The sequence below is a fragment of the Bacillus sp. AFS012607 genome, assembly GCF_002558005.1.
In the GTDB taxonomy this organism is placed as follows: Bacteria; Bacillota; Bacilli; order Bacillales; family Bacillaceae_G; genus Bacillus_A; species Bacillus_A thuringiensis_S.
Map to the genome: position 1 here is coordinate 266,330 of NZ_NTVM01000010.1, position 16,468 is coordinate 282,797.

Consider the following 16,468-nt stretch of genomic DNA (forward strand, 5'->3'; position numbering starts at 1 on the left):
GGTTATAAATTTGAACAGATTTACATTGAAATGGGATATAGGACTGGCTGAAGAGAGTACTTTAGTTAGGGAATTTTTGAAAACGAAAGGTATTTCTAAAGCCGCTTTAACGGATATAAAGTTTCACGGCGGGGCAATTGAAGTAAATGGTCAACATGCGAGTGTTCGTCATCAGTTGCGAGCTAGTGAAGAATTACGCATCTTTTTTCCAGTGGAGGAAAGAAGTGAAGGGATGATTGCAGAAGATATCCCTTTATGCATTGTATATGAAGATGATGCGGTTCTTATCATTAATAAAGAGGCGAACATGTCAACGATTCCATCTAGGGAACATCCGACAGGGAGTGTTGCCAATGCGCTTTTATCTCATTATGATAAGCAGCATCTTGCAAGTACAGTACACATTGTAACACGGTTAGATCGTGATACTTCAGGGCTTATGCTTATTGCAAAAAATCGTTTCGTGCATCATCTTTTATCGAAGCAGCATCAACAAAAAGCTGTGAAACGAACGTATGAAGCAATTGTTCACGGTGAGATGGTAGAACGAGAAGGAATGATTGATGCACCAATTGGTCGGAAATCTGATAGCATTATTGAGCGAACGGTTTGTGAGGATGGACAAAGGGCAGTTACTCATTTTAAAGTAATTGATAGTACATATCATAAGACACATGTAGCGCTGGAGCTTGAGACAGGAAGAACGCATCAAATTCGTGTGCATATGGCTCATATAGGACATCCATTACTTGGTGATAACTTATATGGAGGAAGAAGGGATGAAATGAAACGGCAAGCACTTCATAGTAAATCTTTGACGTTTTATCATCCTATTTTAGAGAAAGAAATGTCTTTCACTATAAAGATTCCAAGCGATATGCAAGAGTTACTTAGGAATGCTTAAAAAGGGAACAAAATTCTTATGTTATAAAGAATTTTGTTCCCTTTTTTCTTAGCGGAATAATATTAAAATTTGGTTCTCACCCGTACGCTTTATAACAAAAAATCCACTTTCGGCTTTTGTAGCAATGCCATTGTCATTTGGACGACAATATCCATGCGTTTCGCAAGTGCCGTCATCACGTACTAACATTTGCCCAATTAATCCGACAGGAAGCCACTCGGCGCGATCTTTTCTTGCTACATATTTGCAAGCTGGATCCCATTCTGTATTTAAAAGAGGTTGTATTTCTTCTGATTCCGTCCATACATATTGGCGTTTTCCAAAGTTGTCTGTTTTATAGCGTTTTTGCCAACTTAAAGCCCCGCTATTTCCTATAAGTGCAGGGGTTGCACTAGATATTCCTAAAATGAACGAATCGTGTGAAGTAGCTATCCGAATTTTTTCTTCGCTACTAAATGTAACGAAATAACCGACATCAATAGGTTTATGACCTTCTGTTTCAAACATTTGTGCAAAATCCGTTCCGCTTGCATTGTAAGACGCGCCCTCAATATACATTTCTCCATTATGGGCAAGCCATTTAGCACCGATATTATGGTCGGTGTCGTTTGCACCATTTGCAATAAACCAGGAATAAGCTTCTTCTGCAGTGCCGAAGCGCCCCATAATATGGCTACCTGCAAAATGAGCTGTTGATGTATGATGACCTTCCGCATGAGAAGAGAAGCCGTTAGCGATAGTTGCGGTTCCTTCTGCGTGTGCTGCTTCGCCTAAAGCAGTCGTCTGTTTACCCTCCGCATGAGAATAAGCACCGCCTGCTGTCGTTTCACTTCCCTCACTATGCGAACTATGTCCAGTTGCTTTTGAGTTGGATCCTTCTGCATGAGAGAAAGAACCTTTTGCGTGTGTTAATAAGCCTTCCGCATGTGCTGCCATGCCCTCCGCATGAGAGTGAAGGCCCTCCGCATATGCATATCGGCCGCCCCTTTTAACTTTTGTATTTTCAGGTGTAGGTGTCTCAATTATGAGTGGTTTTTCAGTTTGTATATCATTCGATGAAGCTAATGCTTCTTTTATTTTTTTTACTTTGTTTATAATAGCAGCTGGAATTTCTGGTTCCACTTTTTTATTTATTGCTACAGAATTATTTTCTTCCACCGTTTCTTCTGTTTGGTTAGAACGTAGTACCTGTTCATCTTGATTTGAGAGCTGTTTATTTTTTTGTTGCATCTTTATTTTTCTGCGATCGATTATGTGGTTCATCACAGCATTTTCTAAAGAGACATATGTTGGTTTTACTTTGCTTTTTTTTGATGACTCTTGTTCTTCTAGTTCTTCTATGGCTGCAGCCCGAATGCTACACCAGTTGTTAATTCCGTACATGGGCAGATATAAAGGGGGAAATTTTCTTTTTTGTTTAGAAGATTTTTTCTTCATTCTGTCACCTCCTGCGACATTATATGTAAAGTAATTAAAAAAAGANNTCTTTTTTTAATTACTTTACCTAGTTTTATATGAGATCTGCCTAAATAATACGGTAATCTCTCGCTAAGTAAGGTAGTTATGAAATTGGACGGAACTTCTCAGCGACAAAAGGTAAAGAAGAAGGGACAGAGATAGTCTCCATTTCAGGATAACGTAATCCGGTTAATTTGCCACCAAATACAGCACCAGTATCAATATTGACTGTCTGATTGACGAATCGAGGTTCTTTTACTGGTGTATGTCCATATACAATCCAAGCTTGCCCCTTGTATTCTTGCGCCCAATCGCGACGGACAGGTGAGCCATCGGCATGCTTTTCTCCTGTAATATCACCATATAATACAAAGGTTTGTACTTTTTTATCTCGTCTTCCTATGTAATCTTGCCGAATCCCAGCGTGACATACGATTACTTTTTTTTCATCTAGTATGTGGTAGAGTGGTGATTGTTCATAAAGAGTGATAAACTTTTCTTTTATAATGTTTTGCTTATGAGAAGGAAGTGCCTCATATTCAGCGACAGTTGTTTCAAGTCCGTGAGCGATTGTTACATTACGTCCAAGGAAAAATCGATATAGTTTATTACAGTGATTTCCAGGAGCGTAATAAGCTTCTTTTTTATGTATGACAAGTTCCCATACAATTTCGATCATACGTAATGAATGAGGACCACGGTCTGTAATATCACCAACGAATGCAAGTTTACGTTGTTCAGGGTGGATCGGTAGACCGCTACTCCAGTTATACCCTAGCTTCTCTGTTAAATTTTGAAACTCTTGGAAGCATCCATGAATATCTCCTATAATGTCATATTTCATATTTAAACCTCCATGGTATTTTTCATTAGTATATCTAAAAAAGGATAGAGATAAAAATATAGCGTTTTTGTGTTGTTCATTTAAACATAAAGCTTTTCGTTCTTGAGCGAATATTTAAAATGAATCCAATCGCAATCATGTATGTAAGCAGTGAACTTCCTCCGTAGCTCATAAGAGGTAATGTTATCCCTGTAATGGGAAGTAATCCGATTGTCATCCCGATATTTTGGAATACTTGGAAAGTAAACATTCCGATTGTACCAGCGCAAATGTAACTACCGAAAGGGTCATTACTTTCTAAAGCGATATGAATCATTCGAAAAATGAGTAAGAAAAAAAGTGAAATAATAACACTTGCACCTAGAAATCCAAATTGTTCAGCGACATTAGTGAAAATAAAATCTGTATGTGGTTCTGGAAAATACACTTGTCCATTTTCCCACCCCTTTCCTTGCATTTCTCCGGATCCAGTCGCTAAGAATGCTTGTCTTAATTGATAGCCTTGCGCATCATATTTGTAAGGTGCCAACCATCCGTAGAAGCGATTTAATTGATATTCTTTTAAAATGTGTGCTTTAAAGAAATCTGTGTGAGTAAAAAATATATATATTAATGTAGATCCAGCCACGAAAGTACCTGAAACTAATCCGAAAATAAAACGCCATCGTATGCCAGAAACTAGTATCATTGCTGCAAGCATCGCTGAAATGACCATTGTGTTTCCTAAATCTGGTTCTTTTGCAATAAGTAGTAGTGGTGGCAAGCTTGTCGCAAATATTTTTCCAAGTAATAAAAAATCGTCACGCATTGTTTGGGAAAAATATTTCTCATTATGATTTGCTATAATTCGTCCAATGACGATAATTAAAAACAATTTCATAATTTCAGAAGGCTGAAAATTTCCGATGCCTGGGAGCCTGTACCAAGCGGTAGCGCCTTTAATTGTAACGGCACCCGGTACTTGAAGTTCTAGTCCAATAAGTAGTACCATTGCAAAGCTATACAAATACCAAGCAATTTTTTGATAACGATCGAAATCGATAATCATAATAACACCAATGGCTATAAATCCAATGAAGTACCATTGGATTTGCTTGAGTACAAAATTGACGTTTTGTAAAAATGGCGGTAAGGAGGCTTGCGCACTTGCAATAGCACAACAACTAACAATCCCAATGGCAAATAAAATAAATAGTAATACGTAGTCTATTTGATATTGAGAATTTGAATCTTTCAATGTAGGTATTCCTTTCTACTGCTCTTTATAGTAATGGATTTTATAGTATGAGAAAGAATGTATGAACTATACGAATGATTCACATATAGTCCATACACTTTTGATTTTGCAGAGTAGTTTAATTGTTTAACTCTTTAATAATTATATCCAAACAATGGGCAAGACGTACATGTGCGTCAGGAAAAATATCTAGTTGATGAAGGTAGTATTTTAAGGAACTTTTACACCATTTGTAAGCACTAAGTAGAGCTGTTCTATAGTCTATAGTATTTTGTAAAAATCCATATTCTTTTGCTGTTATAACGAGGTGTGTGAAATCTTCGCAACCTTGAAGTAGTTTATTGTGTATTTGTTGTCCAGCATGGTAGCGAAATTGACTTAAAGGCTCAGAAATGTATATTGCATTTCCTTTAGAAAGTAAAGAAATCCATGAGGCCATATCAACACTACAAGAATATTGTCGCTCTTTAAGGGTGCCAAAAGGTTCAGTGAGCAAGTTCTTTCGAAACAAAGTAGTTGTAGGTTCGCCGATAATGTTGTGGCCGGCCTTTAGCATCCAGTCGCCTAAAAATATTCCGTTTAATGGTGTATCTTCGCTATATAACTTTTGTGTTGGATGGGCATCGCCGATTAGATTTCCATGATCATCAATACGTACTCGATAAGAAGTAACAAGAGCAAGATCTTTATTGGAATCTTGCTCAAAATAGGCCATCATTTTTTGTATTTTATGCTTATAAAACACGTCATCGTCCATTAAAAAATTTATATACTCACCATTTGATTTTTCTATGAGCATAAGGTCATTGTGAAATTGTCCTAGAGTAGAGATATTTCGAATGTATGTTATATTTTTATAATTTGGTAAGTATTGTTCATGGATTAGAGTTGCTGTTTCATCATTTGTACTATCATCTCCGATGATGATTTCAATATTTGAATAAGTTTGTGCCAATGCACTTTCTAGAGCGATTTTGAAATAATGGGGTCGATTATAAGTGGGAATAAGGATAGAAACGAGGGGTAGATTTTTTTCACTCGCCATACATAACTTCCTTTCAGAAGCTTTTTTTTGTAAGAACAATATCTTGGTAACTTGTATATTCTGGTCTGCCGCACCATAAACCATAATGTGGCTTATTGATTATTTCTAGACCATACTTATTCAATAGATTGCAAATATCTGTCTCAGGATAAGCAACTGCAAAATTGGGAATATCTTTATTTACAACGTAGCAATTTTCAATTCGATGATAAAAACCTAATGTACTTTGTCCTGCATTTAAATAATAGGACGATTCAGGATTTATTAGAAAGAATGTAATGAAACATCTCCCGTCTTTTTTTAATACACGTACAATTTCAGATACGTAATGTTCTAATTCTTTTGGAAGAAGATGTGTAAATACAGAAGTTAAAAAGATAAAATCGAATGTTCCGTCTTCATAGGGAAAACGATATTGAGAGGCATCTTCTTTTCCTTCTGGATTATAGAATTGATTGTATATGTCAACATGTTCAAAGTGAAAATTATTACGCATAGTTGAAATGTTATTTTGACACCAAGTAATTCCATCTTTAAACAAATCAAATCCATAATATGCTCCATCATCATTTAAGTAATTCATTAATGGTACAGCCATTCGGCCGACGCCGCAGCCTACATCTAATACTTTTTCATTTGATTTTAAAGCGCCAATTTGAATAAAATGCTTTAGGAACTCTTTTCCCACCTTTTTGAAGTCGCCACCTACATATTGGACGAGTTCAGGAGGGGGGAGTAAAGTCATTTCTTTGTTAAGTTCGCTCATGAGTATACCCCTTTCTTGTGTGAGAATATGCAGTCACTCTATTAATAAAATTTTCAATTTGTAGTGAGAGAACAAAGGAAAACAATTGTTATATGTAAGGAGATTCCACAAAAGAAATACTTAATTGGATTAGAAGTAAGAGAAGAATGAGTGAAAATGGAATCTCCTATAGATTAAATCTTGTTTATTCTTTTCTCCAATAAACGCCAAATACATCAATTTTAGTAATAGGGGCTTTTAAATTTCGTTGCTTTCTAAAGTCTGTCACAGCCTCAGCGCATGGCGGTAGCCCGTAGTCATCGATAATTATATAGCCACCTTTAGAAACTTTATCATATAAGTTCATGAGACCATCCATGGTGGATTCGTACATATCACCATCAAGCCGTGCAATTGCTATTTTTTCAATTGGTGCTGTTGGTAAAGTATCTTTAAACCAACCTTTTAAAAATTTCACTTGATCATTTAGTAAATCATATTTTTTAAAATTCTCTTGTACTTGTTCTAAAGAGACGCGTAAGTAATCGAATGTGTGTAAATAATCACCGTAATCTTTTGGATATTGTTCTAGATTCGGTGCTGGCAAACCTTCAAATGAATCTGCGACCCACACAGTACGATTCGTAATGTTGTTTGCTTGTAAAAAACCATTCATAAAAATGCATGATCCTCCGCGCCATACACCTGTTTCAATAAAATCTCCCTCTATATTTTCACGAACAACGGTTTCCATTGCCTCTTGTAATTGGTTCATACGTTCTCGACCAATCATGCTATGTGCTGCTCTTGGCCAATCCATTCCATCATGACGTTCACTTTTTGAAACATTTGGTTTTACAATTTTTAAGTTATGGTTTTCGGCATATTGCTTAATGAATAAAGGGAGGGGGACTGTAACGGGTTCGAATTCTAGTTCTTTCGAAATATGTAGAGATGCGGGTAAGTATGCCTCATATTCCAACCATATTTCAAATAAAATTGTTTTCTTTAGCAATTCGAGATAAAGCTGAACAGCAGATTTACTTTCCATATTTGTGCCTCCTGCAAAATGTCATACAACAATATGATTATGTAGCTAACGAATGTTTCATGATTGAATTTGAAATTGAAAAAGCAGTAAAACTGATATCAGTTTTACTGCTAAGTAAAAAATTAAGCAACTTTTTCAATAATAATGGATGCACTCGTACCAAGAGCTAATGATAGCCCAAGTCCTGTAACAATTACTTCAACCAATGATGGAGTTGTCGTAATTTGCGTAATTGCTTGAATAACGATAGGTGCTCCAAGTGAGATTAAACTTGATCCAGTACCTGGTACAGGTACTCCATTCACTTGGATTGTAAGACCTCCTAATAAGCTTACTGTTGCAGTATTAGCGATAACAGTAATTTTATAGAATCCAGTTTCACTAATTACGAAAGTGTCAGCATCTAATTGAGAAATTGCTGTACCAAACTGAGATCCAACAGTATTAAATGGTACTGGATCATTAATTCCTAGATCTAAAGAAATCCCACCGGAGTTAAATGCATATAATCCTGCTGGAAGTCCTAATCCGGATGGTCCAGTCGGTCCAGTAGCCCCCGTAGGTCCGGTAGCCCCAGTGTCACCAGTAGGCCCGGTAGGTCCAGTTATTCCAGTTCCTCCGCCAGTAGGTCCAGTAGGTCCAGTAGGTCCGGTAGGCCCCGTAGGTACAGTAGGCCCGGTAGGTCCGGTAGGTCCAGTAGGCCCGGTAGGCCCAGTTGGAAGGGTAAACGGTGGTATCGGTGGTAATGTTGGTCCTACAAGATTAGGGTCAAATGCACTAGCTGATAAAGATTCATCGGGATTTAATCCATTTGAATAATTATTATTTGACATAAATTCACCTCCATAAAGCGTTCATTATATAGTAGATGCAAAACCGAAAGAAAATGACACGGACATTTGAATTATTGAAAAGAAATCTTAAACTACTTGAACAATTTAAAAAAAATGGAAAGTTTAGTATATGTATAACATATGATTGATTTGGAAGAGGGTGATTATGTTGAACAAGCAAGGAATTACAATTAGTTTATGTATGATTGTTCGAGATGAGGAGGAGACAATAGCCCGTTGTTTAGAGACAGTTGAGAAAATTGTGGATGAAATTATAGTAGTGGATACAGGTTCCGTCGATCGAACGAAAGAAATCGTAGAGAAATACACTTCTAACATATATGATTTCCAGTGGATTGATGATTTTGCGGCAGCAAGAAATTTTTCTTTTTCAAAAGCGACGCAAGAGTATATATTGTGGCTAGATGCAGATGACGTATTATTAGAAGATGCTCAAGAAGCATTGAAACTCTTAAAAATAGAATTAGATCCTAAATTTGATGCTGTTTCGATGCCTTATCATCTTGCGATGGATTCTAACGGGAAACCTTTATATTGTACAAAAAGAAATCGACTTGTAAAGCGTGAAAAACAATTTCAATGGTTTGGAAAGGTTCATGAGTATTTAGCTATTGCTGGTGAGACTTTTAGTAGTAAAGTTGCTATTACACATAAAAAAGAAAAAAAAGTAACAAATCGTAATTTGAAAATTTTTCAAAATACTGTAGCTGCAGGGGAAGAATTGAGTTCGAGGGATTTATTTTATTACGCAAATGAATCTATGGATAACCAAAAATATGATGATGCAGTTCTTCTTTATGAAACATTTCTTAATCAAGACGAAGGATGGTATGAAGAGAAAATTTATGCATGTGGTAAGTTAGGAGATTGCTATGCGAAGCTCGGAATGTGGGAGAAGGCAATCGAATCTTGTGTGAAGTCGTTTCGGTATGACGTCCCTAGAGGAGAGAATTGTACAAGAATAGGATATATATATATGGAACAAGAAAAATATAATGAAGCGATATTTTGGTTTAAACTTGCAACGGAAGTACCAATGGCAACGGAAAGTCCTTTTCATAGTCCAGCTAGCTACACATGGCTACCCTATTTACAAATGTGTATTTGTTATAGCAGGTTAGGGGAGCAGGATAAAGCGTATTATTACAATGAATTAGCAGCTTCTTATGTTCCGAATAATGCTGCAATTGAATATAACCGTAAATATTTTCGGGGAGTTTTTGATAAACCATATAAAGCGTAATAGGTTTCGTTTTTTAGAAATGATTTATCGTTATTCTAACTCTAATAGATTGGTTATATATTAGAGTATCAGTAACGAAACCAATATAGATAAAAAATTTTATAAAGCTATTTGCGGGCTAATAATCAGTGGGGGATGAACAAAATCTGCACTTTATAGAATTCATATGAGATTTATATTTCTAATTCAATTTGCATAAGGAGTGTGTGAAATGAATCGCGAAAAAAGTTCTTTATATGAAGAAAAATCCGAGCATTATTATAATGCAGCGAATCCGAATTTATTAAAGCATATAAAAAAGGAATGGAAAGAAGTTCTTGATATTGGTTGCTCGAGCGGTACATTGGGAGCAGCTATTAAAGAAAATGGTACACGTGTATCAGGAATCGAGGCATTTCCAGAGGCTGCAGAAAAAGCGAAAGAAAGACTAGATCATGTTATTTTAGGGGATATAGAAAAAATAGATCTTCCTTATGAGGAGGGGCAATTTGATTGCATCCTATTTGGAGATGTATTAGAGCATTTATTTGATCCATGGGCTGTGATTGAAAAGGTTAAGCCATATATAAAGCAAAATGGTGTGATTTTAGCAAGTATACCAAACGTTGCTCATATTTCAGTATTAGCTCCCTTACTTGCCGGAAATTGGACGTATACAGAATATGGTTTATTAGATAAAACACATATTCGTTTCTTTACATTTAATGAAATGCTAAGAATGTTTTTAAAAGCAGGATATGTTATTAGTAAAGTAGATCGTGTATATGTTGATCATAAAATGTATGAGCCACTTATTGAGGAGTTATATGGAATTTGTAAAAAATATCGTCTTGGAAGTGGCTTCATGGCTGAGACAGTTGTATTTCAGTATATTATTGAAGCTGAAAAATCACAATTATGAGTGCTGCAGACAAAACAATATTATTTGTTACATGTATAAATGATCGGAAATTGTATGCAAACTGCGTGCGACATATATTGCAATTGTTAGTACCACCAGGGTATATTGTCCAATTTATGCCGATTCGAAATGCGAAAAGTATGACGAGTGGATACAATCAAGCCATTTCGCATCCAGCGAAGTATAAAGTGTATTTACATCAAGATGTTTTTATTATAAATAGAGCTTTTTTATACGGATTACTTCAATTATTTGAGGAACATGAACACCTTGGTATGATTGGGATGGTTGGAGCGCAATATGTTCCTCCAACTGGTGTATGGAACGAAGGGCGTGGAATTGTAGGAAAGGTCATTGGTTATATGAATGATTTGTTTTATATGGCAAGTTTAGAACAACCGTATCACGAATCAAAAACATTTATTCCTGTAGAATGTATTGACGGTTTATTAATGGCGACACAATATGATGTTCCGTGGCGAGAAGACTTATTTGACGGATTTGACTTTTATGATGTATCTCAATCATTTGAATTTAAAAAAGCAGGATATACAGTCGGTGTACCTGTACAGCGCGATGCTTGGTGTATCCATTATCATTTTGATGTGAATATGACGAACTATGAGAAGTATCGGGAAATATTTGTGGAACACTATATGTCAGAGGTAAATAAGGAAGAATAAAAGGGGGGACAAAAATGAAAGATCATACAATATTAGTTGTTGTTTGTGTAAATAATGAAGAGCTTTTCAAACAATGTGAGAGCCAAATCAGAAACATTTTTGTTCCCCCTGGCTATGTCGTACAAATTTTTCCGATACGAGATGCACAAAGTATGGCAAGTGCATACAACCGAGCCCTTTCATATCCAGCGAAATACAAAGTGTATATACATCAAGATACATATCTTATTAATCGAGACATGTTTTCTACACTTATATCTCTTTTTAAAGAAAATGAAAAGCTTGGTTTAATAGGAGTCGCTGGGGCTCAGTTTTTACCGAATAACGGGATATGGTGGGAAGGAAAAAATTTAGTAGGGAAAGTGATTGAATACAGAAGACAGAATTATCAATTATTAAATTTAGATCAGGTTTTTTATGGTAATCAACCATTTTTGTCAGTTCAGGCAATTGATGGTTTATTCATGGCAACGCAGTATGATATTCCGTGGCGAGAAGATTTGTTTCAAGGGTTTCACTTTTATGATGTGTCACAGTCTTTAGAGTTTCAAAGGGCTGGTTATTTAATCGGTATCCCAAATCAAGCAAATTTATGGTGTATTCATTACAACGGGGATGAGTTTGATGCGGATACATATGAGAAGTACCGGCAAGTGTTTATAGAACATTACAAAGATATATTATCTCCATCATAAAGGAGAGATGCAGAGTGAAAGGAATTATTTTAGCAGGTGGTACTGGATCGAGATTATATCCAATAACGAAAGTAACGAATAAACATTTACTTCCTGTTGGTCGGTATCCGATGATTTATCATGCGGTATATAAGCTAAAACAATGCGATATTACAGACATTATGATTATTACAGGTAAAGAGCATATGGGGGATGTTGTTAGCTTCTTAGGGAGTGGTCATGAATTTGGCGTGTCCTTTACGTATCGTGTGCAAGATAAAGCGGGCGGTATCGCACAGGCGTTAGGGCTTTGTGAAGATTTCGTCGGGAATGATCGTATGGTAGTTATATTGGGGGATAATATTTTTTCAGATGATATTCTTCCGTATGTTGAAGAGTTTGCAAATCAAAAAGAAGGTGCGAAAGTGCTCTTGCAATCTGTAGAAGATCCCGAAAGATTTGGCGTAGCACATATTCAAAACCGAAAAATAGTTGAAATTGAAGAAAAGCCGAAAGAGCCGAAAAGTTCTTATGCTGTTACGGGAATTTATTTGTATGATTCGAAAGTTTTTTCTTATATTAAAGAATTAAAACCTTCTGCACGGGGAGAACTTGAAATTACAGATATAAATAATTGGTATTTAAAACGAGGGGTACTTACTTATAATGAAATGAGCGGCTGGTGGACTGATGCGGGAACTCATGCTTCTCTTCAAAAGGCGAATACGTTAGCACGGGATATTGATTTTGGGAAACAGTTTAACGGAGAATAGGTGAGAATATGAAAGTCGTAGAAACAAATTTTATCGATGCAAAATTGTTAGAACCGAGGTTGTTTGGAGACGAGCGTGGCTTTTTTTCAGAAAGCTATAATAAGCAGGTGCTAGAAACATTAGGGATTACGTATTCATTTGTACAGGATAACGTATCTTATTCGGCTAAGGCAGGAACGATTCGGGGACTACACTTTCAAAAAAAACCGAAAGCACAAACGAAACTCATTCAAGTTATGCAAGGGGCAATTTATGATGTTATCGTTGATTTACGAAAAAAATCACCAACATTTAAACAATGGAAAGGGTATATTTTAAGTGCAGATAACCATCGACAATTACTAGTGCCAAAAGGGTTTGCGCATGGATTTTGCACCCTTGTTCCGCATACTATCGTTATGTATAAAGTAGATGAATATTATAGCGCAGAGCATGACTCAGGATTACTTTGGGAAGATAAAGATTTAGCAATTCCTTGGCCAGTAACCGATCCTATATTGTCCGATAAGGATCAGATATTACCATTACTAGAGGAATATGAAGATAGTTTTTAAGTAGGAGCGTTGTTTATGAATATATTAGTAACAGGTGGGGCTGGATTTATTGGAAGTAATTTCGTTCATTATATGCTACAAAGTTATAAAACATATAAAATTATTAATTACGATGCATTAACATATAGCGGGAATTTAAATAACGTAAAATCTCTTCAGAATCACCCGAATTACTCTTTTGTAAAAGGAGAAATTCAAAATGGAGAGCTATTAGAACATATTATAAAAGAGCGAGACGTACAAGTGATTGTAAATTTTGCAGCTGAATCACATGTGGACCGTAGTATTGAAAATCCGATTCCTTTTTATGATACAAATGTAATTGGGACGGTCACTTTATTAGAACTAGTTAAAAAATATTCGCATATAAAACTTGTGCAAGTATCAACGGATGAAGTGTATGGCTCTTTAGGGAAAATAGGGAAATTCACAGAGAAAACGCCGTTAGCTCCAAATAGTCCATATTCTTCAAGTAAGGCGAGCGCGGACCTGATAGCTCTATCTTACTATAAAACATATCACTTACCGGTTATAGTAACGCGTTGTTCTAACAATTATGGGCCGTACCAGTATCCCGAGAAATTAATTCCGTTAATGGTTACGAATGCACTGGAAGGAAAAAAACTACCGTTATATGGTGATGGTTTAAATGTAAGAGATTGGTTACATGTAACGGATCATTGTAGTGCGATTGACGTTGTTCTGCATAAGGGACGTGTAGGAGAAGTATATAATATAGGTGGAAATAATGAAAAAACAAATGTAGAAGTTGTGGAACAAATTATTACTCTTTTAGGAAAAACAAAAAAAGATATCGAATATGTTACAGATCGTTTAGGGCACGATCGTCGTTATGCGATTGATGCAGAGAAAATGAAGAATGAATTTGATTGGGAACCGAAATATACGTTTGAACAAGGATTACAAGAGACGGTGAAATGGTATGAAAAGAATAAGGAATGGTGGAAACTACTAAAAGACCAGTAAGGGGCATGTTAAATGAAAGAGAGGGTTATCATAACAGGAGCAAACGGCCAATTAGGAAAGCAACTATTTGAAGAGTTAAACTCTGAAGAATATGATATATATCCATTTGATAAAAAGTTATTAGATGTGACAAATATATCCCGAATACAACAAGTGGTACAAGAAATAAAACCACATATAATTATTCATTGTGCTGCCTATACGAAAGTAGATCATGCGGAGAAAGAACAGGATCTTGCATATAGAATAAATGCAATCGGAGCTCGAAATGTAGCGGTCGCTTCACAATTAGTAGGAGCGAAACTAGTTTATATTAGTACTGATTATGTATTTCAAGGCGCCAGACCAGAGGGATACGATGAATTTCATAGTCCAGCGCCGATAAATATATATGGAGCCTCTAAGTATGCGGGGGAGCAGTTCGTCAAAGAGTTACATAATAAATATTTTATCGTTCGCACATCGTGGCTATATGGTAAATATGGAAATAATTTTGTGAAAACGATGATGCGATTAGGAAAAGAAAGAGATGAAATATCTGTTGTAGCGGATCAAGTTGGCTCTCCTACGTATGTGGCGGATTTAAATATAGTTATTAATAAGCTCATTCATACTTCTTTATACGGTACATACCACGTATCAAACAGAGGCTCATGCTCTTGGTTTGAATTTGCAAAAAAGATATTTTCGTATACAAATATGAAAGTGAATGTGTTACCTGTTTCAACGGAAGAATTCGGGGCTGCGGCTGCGAGGCCCAAATATTCTATCTTTCAACATAACATGCTACGATTAAATGGTTTTTTACAAATGCCGTCTTGGGAAGAAGGATTAGAGCGCTTTTTTATAGAAACCAAAAGTCATTAACAAATTTCTGTTAATGACTTTTTTGTTTGCCTTTAAGCGGTTTTATGGTACTATAATTATAGTATCAGGTACTAATAACAAGTATAAGTATTTCTGGGAGGATATATCATGGAACTATTACAAGGGAAAACATTTGTTGTTATGGGCGTTGCGAACCAAAGAAGTATTGCGTGGGGAATTGCTCGCTCTTTGCATAATGCAGGTGCAAAATTAATCTTCACATATGCAGGAGAACGTTTAGAAAGAAATGTTCGTGAATTAGCGGATACATTAGAAGGACAAGAATCACTTGTATTACCTTGTGATGTAACAAATGATGAGGAACTTACAGCTTGCTTTGAAACAATTAAACAAGAAGTAGGTACTATTCACGGTGTAGCACATTGTATTGCTTTTGCAAATCGCGATGACTTAAAAGGCGAATTTGTAGATACTTCTCGCGATGGATTTTTACTTGCACAAAATATTAGTGCATTCTCTTTAACAGCTGTAGCCAGAGAAGCGAAGAAAGTTATGACAGAAGGCGGAAATATTTTAACGTTAACATACCTTGGCGGCGAGCGTGTTGTGAAAAATTATAACGTTATGGGTGTTGCGAAAGCTTCATTAGAAGCGAGCGTGAAATATTTAGCAAACGATTTAGGTCAACATGGTATTCGTGTCAACGCTATTTCTGCAGGACCAATTCGTACGTTATCTGCAAAAGGTGTAGGCGATTTCAACTCAATCTTAAGAGAAATTGAGGAGCGCGCACCACTTCGTCGTACAACAACTCCAGAAGAAGTTGGCGATACAGCAGTATTCCTATTCAGTGATTTAGCTCGCGGTGTAACAGGAGAAAACATTCATGTTGATTCAGGGTATCATATCCTAGGATAAATATAATATTAATTTTTAAAGGACAATCTCTAAATGCTGAGATTGTCCTTTTTATTTGTTCTGAGAAAGAACGATTTTTAACGAAAGTTCTTACCACGTGATGAATATAACTATAATAGTACACAATTTATTCAGCTACGTATGGAAGTGGGAGGGACGAGTGTGAAGAATAAAAATAAAAGTTCAACAGTTGGAAAACCGTTGTTATATATTGCGCAAGTAAGTTTAGAACTTACTGCACCGAAAATAAAAAGGATTATCCTGACAAACTTTGGAAATGAAGATCAAAAAGAGCAAAGTAATAGAAATGAAAATATTGTAAGTAGTGCTGTGGAAGAGGTAACAGAACAAGAACAACAAGAAGAGCAGCAAGTGGAAGAAAAAATAGAAGAAGAGAAAAAAGAAGCACACGCAGAACAAGAACAACAAGAACAACAAGAACAACAAGAACAGAAAGAACAGAAAGAACCAGTAAGAACTGTTCCGTATAATAAATCATTTAAGGATATGAATAATGATGAAAAAATTCATTTTTTATTAAACCGCCCTCATTACATTCCGAAAGTAAGGTGCAGAATAAAAACAGCTACAGTTTCTTATGTTGGATCGATCATATCGTATCGTAATGGCATTGTATCTATTATGCCGCAAAATAGCATGAGAGATATTAGGTTGTCTATAGATGATATCCAATCAATTAGTATGGCCGGCTTTTAAATATGTAAAGGTGGTAGAAAGCTTCTACCACCCCAATAGTTTTTTAGTTTAC

18 protein-coding genes are annotated in these 16,468 nt (G+C 36.0%); 11 read left to right on the forward strand and 7 right to left on the reverse strand.

From position 1 onward, the window contains the following. Positions 1-10 precede the first annotated feature (10 nt). Positions 11-904 carry an RluA family pseudouridine synthase gene (locus CN409_RS11735; RefSeq protein ID WP_001079127.1) on the forward strand — a complete coding sequence of 298 codons (894 nt, stop codon included), beginning with the start codon at positions 11-13 and terminating at the stop codon, positions 902-904. A gap of 48 nt (positions 905-952) precedes the next feature. Here the strand turns inward: CN409_RS11735 and CN409_RS11740 are convergent, their stop codons facing one another. The 7 genes from CN409_RS11740 to CN409_RS11770 form a co-directional block, all read right to left on the reverse strand. Then, positions 953-2,341: a peptidase G2 autoproteolytic cleavage domain-containing protein gene (locus CN409_RS11740; protein ID WP_000730508.1), complete on the reverse strand. Its 1,389-nt coding sequence runs from the start codon at positions 2,339-2,341 to the stop codon at positions 953-955. A 124-nt stretch (positions 2,342-2,465) separates the two neighbouring features. After that, positions 2,466-3,206, reverse strand: coding sequence for a bis(5'-nucleosyl)-tetraphosphatase PrpE (gene prpE, locus CN409_RS11745; protein ID WP_000872690.1), 741 nt, complete (start codon positions 3,204-3,206; stop codon positions 2,466-2,468). 76 nt (positions 3,207-3,282) lie between these two features. After that, positions 3,283-4,443 (reverse strand): FtsW/RodA/SpoVE family cell cycle protein, encoded by a 1,161-nt coding sequence (locus CN409_RS11750; RefSeq protein ID WP_000655325.1) that lies wholly within the window; start codon positions 4,441-4,443, stop codon positions 3,283-3,285. Positions 4,444-4,561: 118 nt separating this feature from the next. Next, positions 4,562-5,488 carry a glycosyltransferase family 2 protein gene (locus tag CN409_RS11755; protein WP_000135606.1) on the reverse strand — a complete coding sequence of 309 codons (927 nt, stop codon included), beginning with the start codon at positions 5,486-5,488 and terminating at the stop codon, positions 4,562-4,564. Between the two features lie 13 nt (positions 5,489-5,501). Further along, the gene (locus CN409_RS11760; protein WP_001292844.1) at positions 5,502-6,254 is read right to left on the reverse strand and encodes a class I SAM-dependent methyltransferase; all 753 of its coding nucleotides are present in this window, start codon (positions 6,252-6,254) and stop codon (positions 5,502-5,504) included. A 184-nt stretch (positions 6,255-6,438) separates the two neighbouring features. Next, positions 6,439-7,284, reverse strand: a complete 846-nt coding sequence (locus tag CN409_RS11765) for a TylF/MycF family methyltransferase (RefSeq protein ID WP_000444387.1) — start codon at positions 7,282-7,284, stop codon at positions 6,439-6,441. Positions 7,285-7,406: 122 nt separating this feature from the next. Then, entirely contained in the window at positions 7,407-8,117 is a 711-nt protein-coding gene (locus CN409_RS11770; protein WP_098217799.1) for a BclA C-terminal domain-containing protein, read from the reverse strand. Positions 8,118-8,283: 166 nt separating this feature from the next. Here CN409_RS11770 and CN409_RS11775 point away from each other — a divergent pair, with 166 nt between their 5' ends. The 10 genes from CN409_RS11775 (at position 8,284) to CN409_RS11820 (ending at position 16,416) form a co-directional block, all read left to right on the forward strand. Next, positions 8,284-9,381 carry a glycosyltransferase gene (locus tag CN409_RS11775; protein ID WP_000932911.1) on the forward strand — a complete coding sequence of 366 codons (1,098 nt, stop codon included), beginning with the start codon at positions 8,284-8,286 and terminating at the stop codon, positions 9,379-9,381. A gap of 211 nt (positions 9,382-9,592) precedes the next feature. Continuing rightward, positions 9,593-10,282, forward strand: coding sequence for a class I SAM-dependent methyltransferase (locus tag CN409_RS11780; protein ID WP_001078436.1), 690 nt, complete (start codon positions 9,593-9,595; stop codon positions 10,280-10,282). Next, entirely contained in the window at positions 10,279-10,965 is a 687-nt protein-coding gene (locus CN409_RS11785; protein ID WP_001271181.1) for a glycosyltransferase family protein, read from the forward strand. Before CN409_RS11780 ends, CN409_RS11785 begins: the two co-directional genes overlap by 4 nt. A gap of 14 nt (positions 10,966-10,979) precedes the next feature. Then, a complete protein-coding gene (locus CN409_RS11790; protein ID WP_000651525.1) occupies positions 10,980-11,660 on the forward strand; it encodes a glycosyltransferase family protein in 681 nt (226 codons plus the stop codon). Between the two features lie 14 nt (positions 11,661-11,674). Beyond that, entirely contained in the window at positions 11,675-12,412 is a 738-nt protein-coding gene (locus CN409_RS11795; RefSeq protein WP_000676159.1) for a sugar phosphate nucleotidyltransferase, read from the forward strand. Between the two features lie 8 nt (positions 12,413-12,420). Next, positions 12,421-12,966, forward strand: a complete 546-nt coding sequence (rfbC, locus tag CN409_RS11800) for a dTDP-4-dehydrorhamnose 3,5-epimerase (protein WP_000869412.1) — start codon at positions 12,421-12,423, stop codon at positions 12,964-12,966. Positions 12,967-12,981: 15 nt separating this feature from the next. After that, positions 12,982-13,953, forward strand: coding sequence for a dTDP-glucose 4,6-dehydratase (gene rfbB, locus CN409_RS11805; RefSeq protein WP_097982090.1), 972 nt, complete (start codon positions 12,982-12,984; stop codon positions 13,951-13,953). Between the two features lie 12 nt (positions 13,954-13,965). Further along, complete coding sequence (gene rfbD, locus CN409_RS11810) at positions 13,966-14,820, forward strand: dTDP-4-dehydrorhamnose reductase (protein WP_000664661.1); 855 nt, start codon at positions 13,966-13,968, stop codon at positions 14,818-14,820. A 108-nt stretch (positions 14,821-14,928) separates the two neighbouring features. Next, positions 14,929-15,699: an enoyl-ACP reductase FabI gene (gene fabI, locus CN409_RS11815; protein ID WP_000421885.1), complete on the forward strand. Its 771-nt coding sequence runs from the start codon at positions 14,929-14,931 to the stop codon at positions 15,697-15,699. 141 nt (positions 15,700-15,840) lie between these two features. Continuing rightward, a complete protein-coding gene (locus tag CN409_RS11820) occupies positions 15,841-16,416 on the forward strand; it encodes a spore coat CotO family protein (protein ID WP_097982089.1) in 576 nt (191 codons plus the stop codon). Positions 16,417-16,468 lie beyond the last annotated feature (52 nt).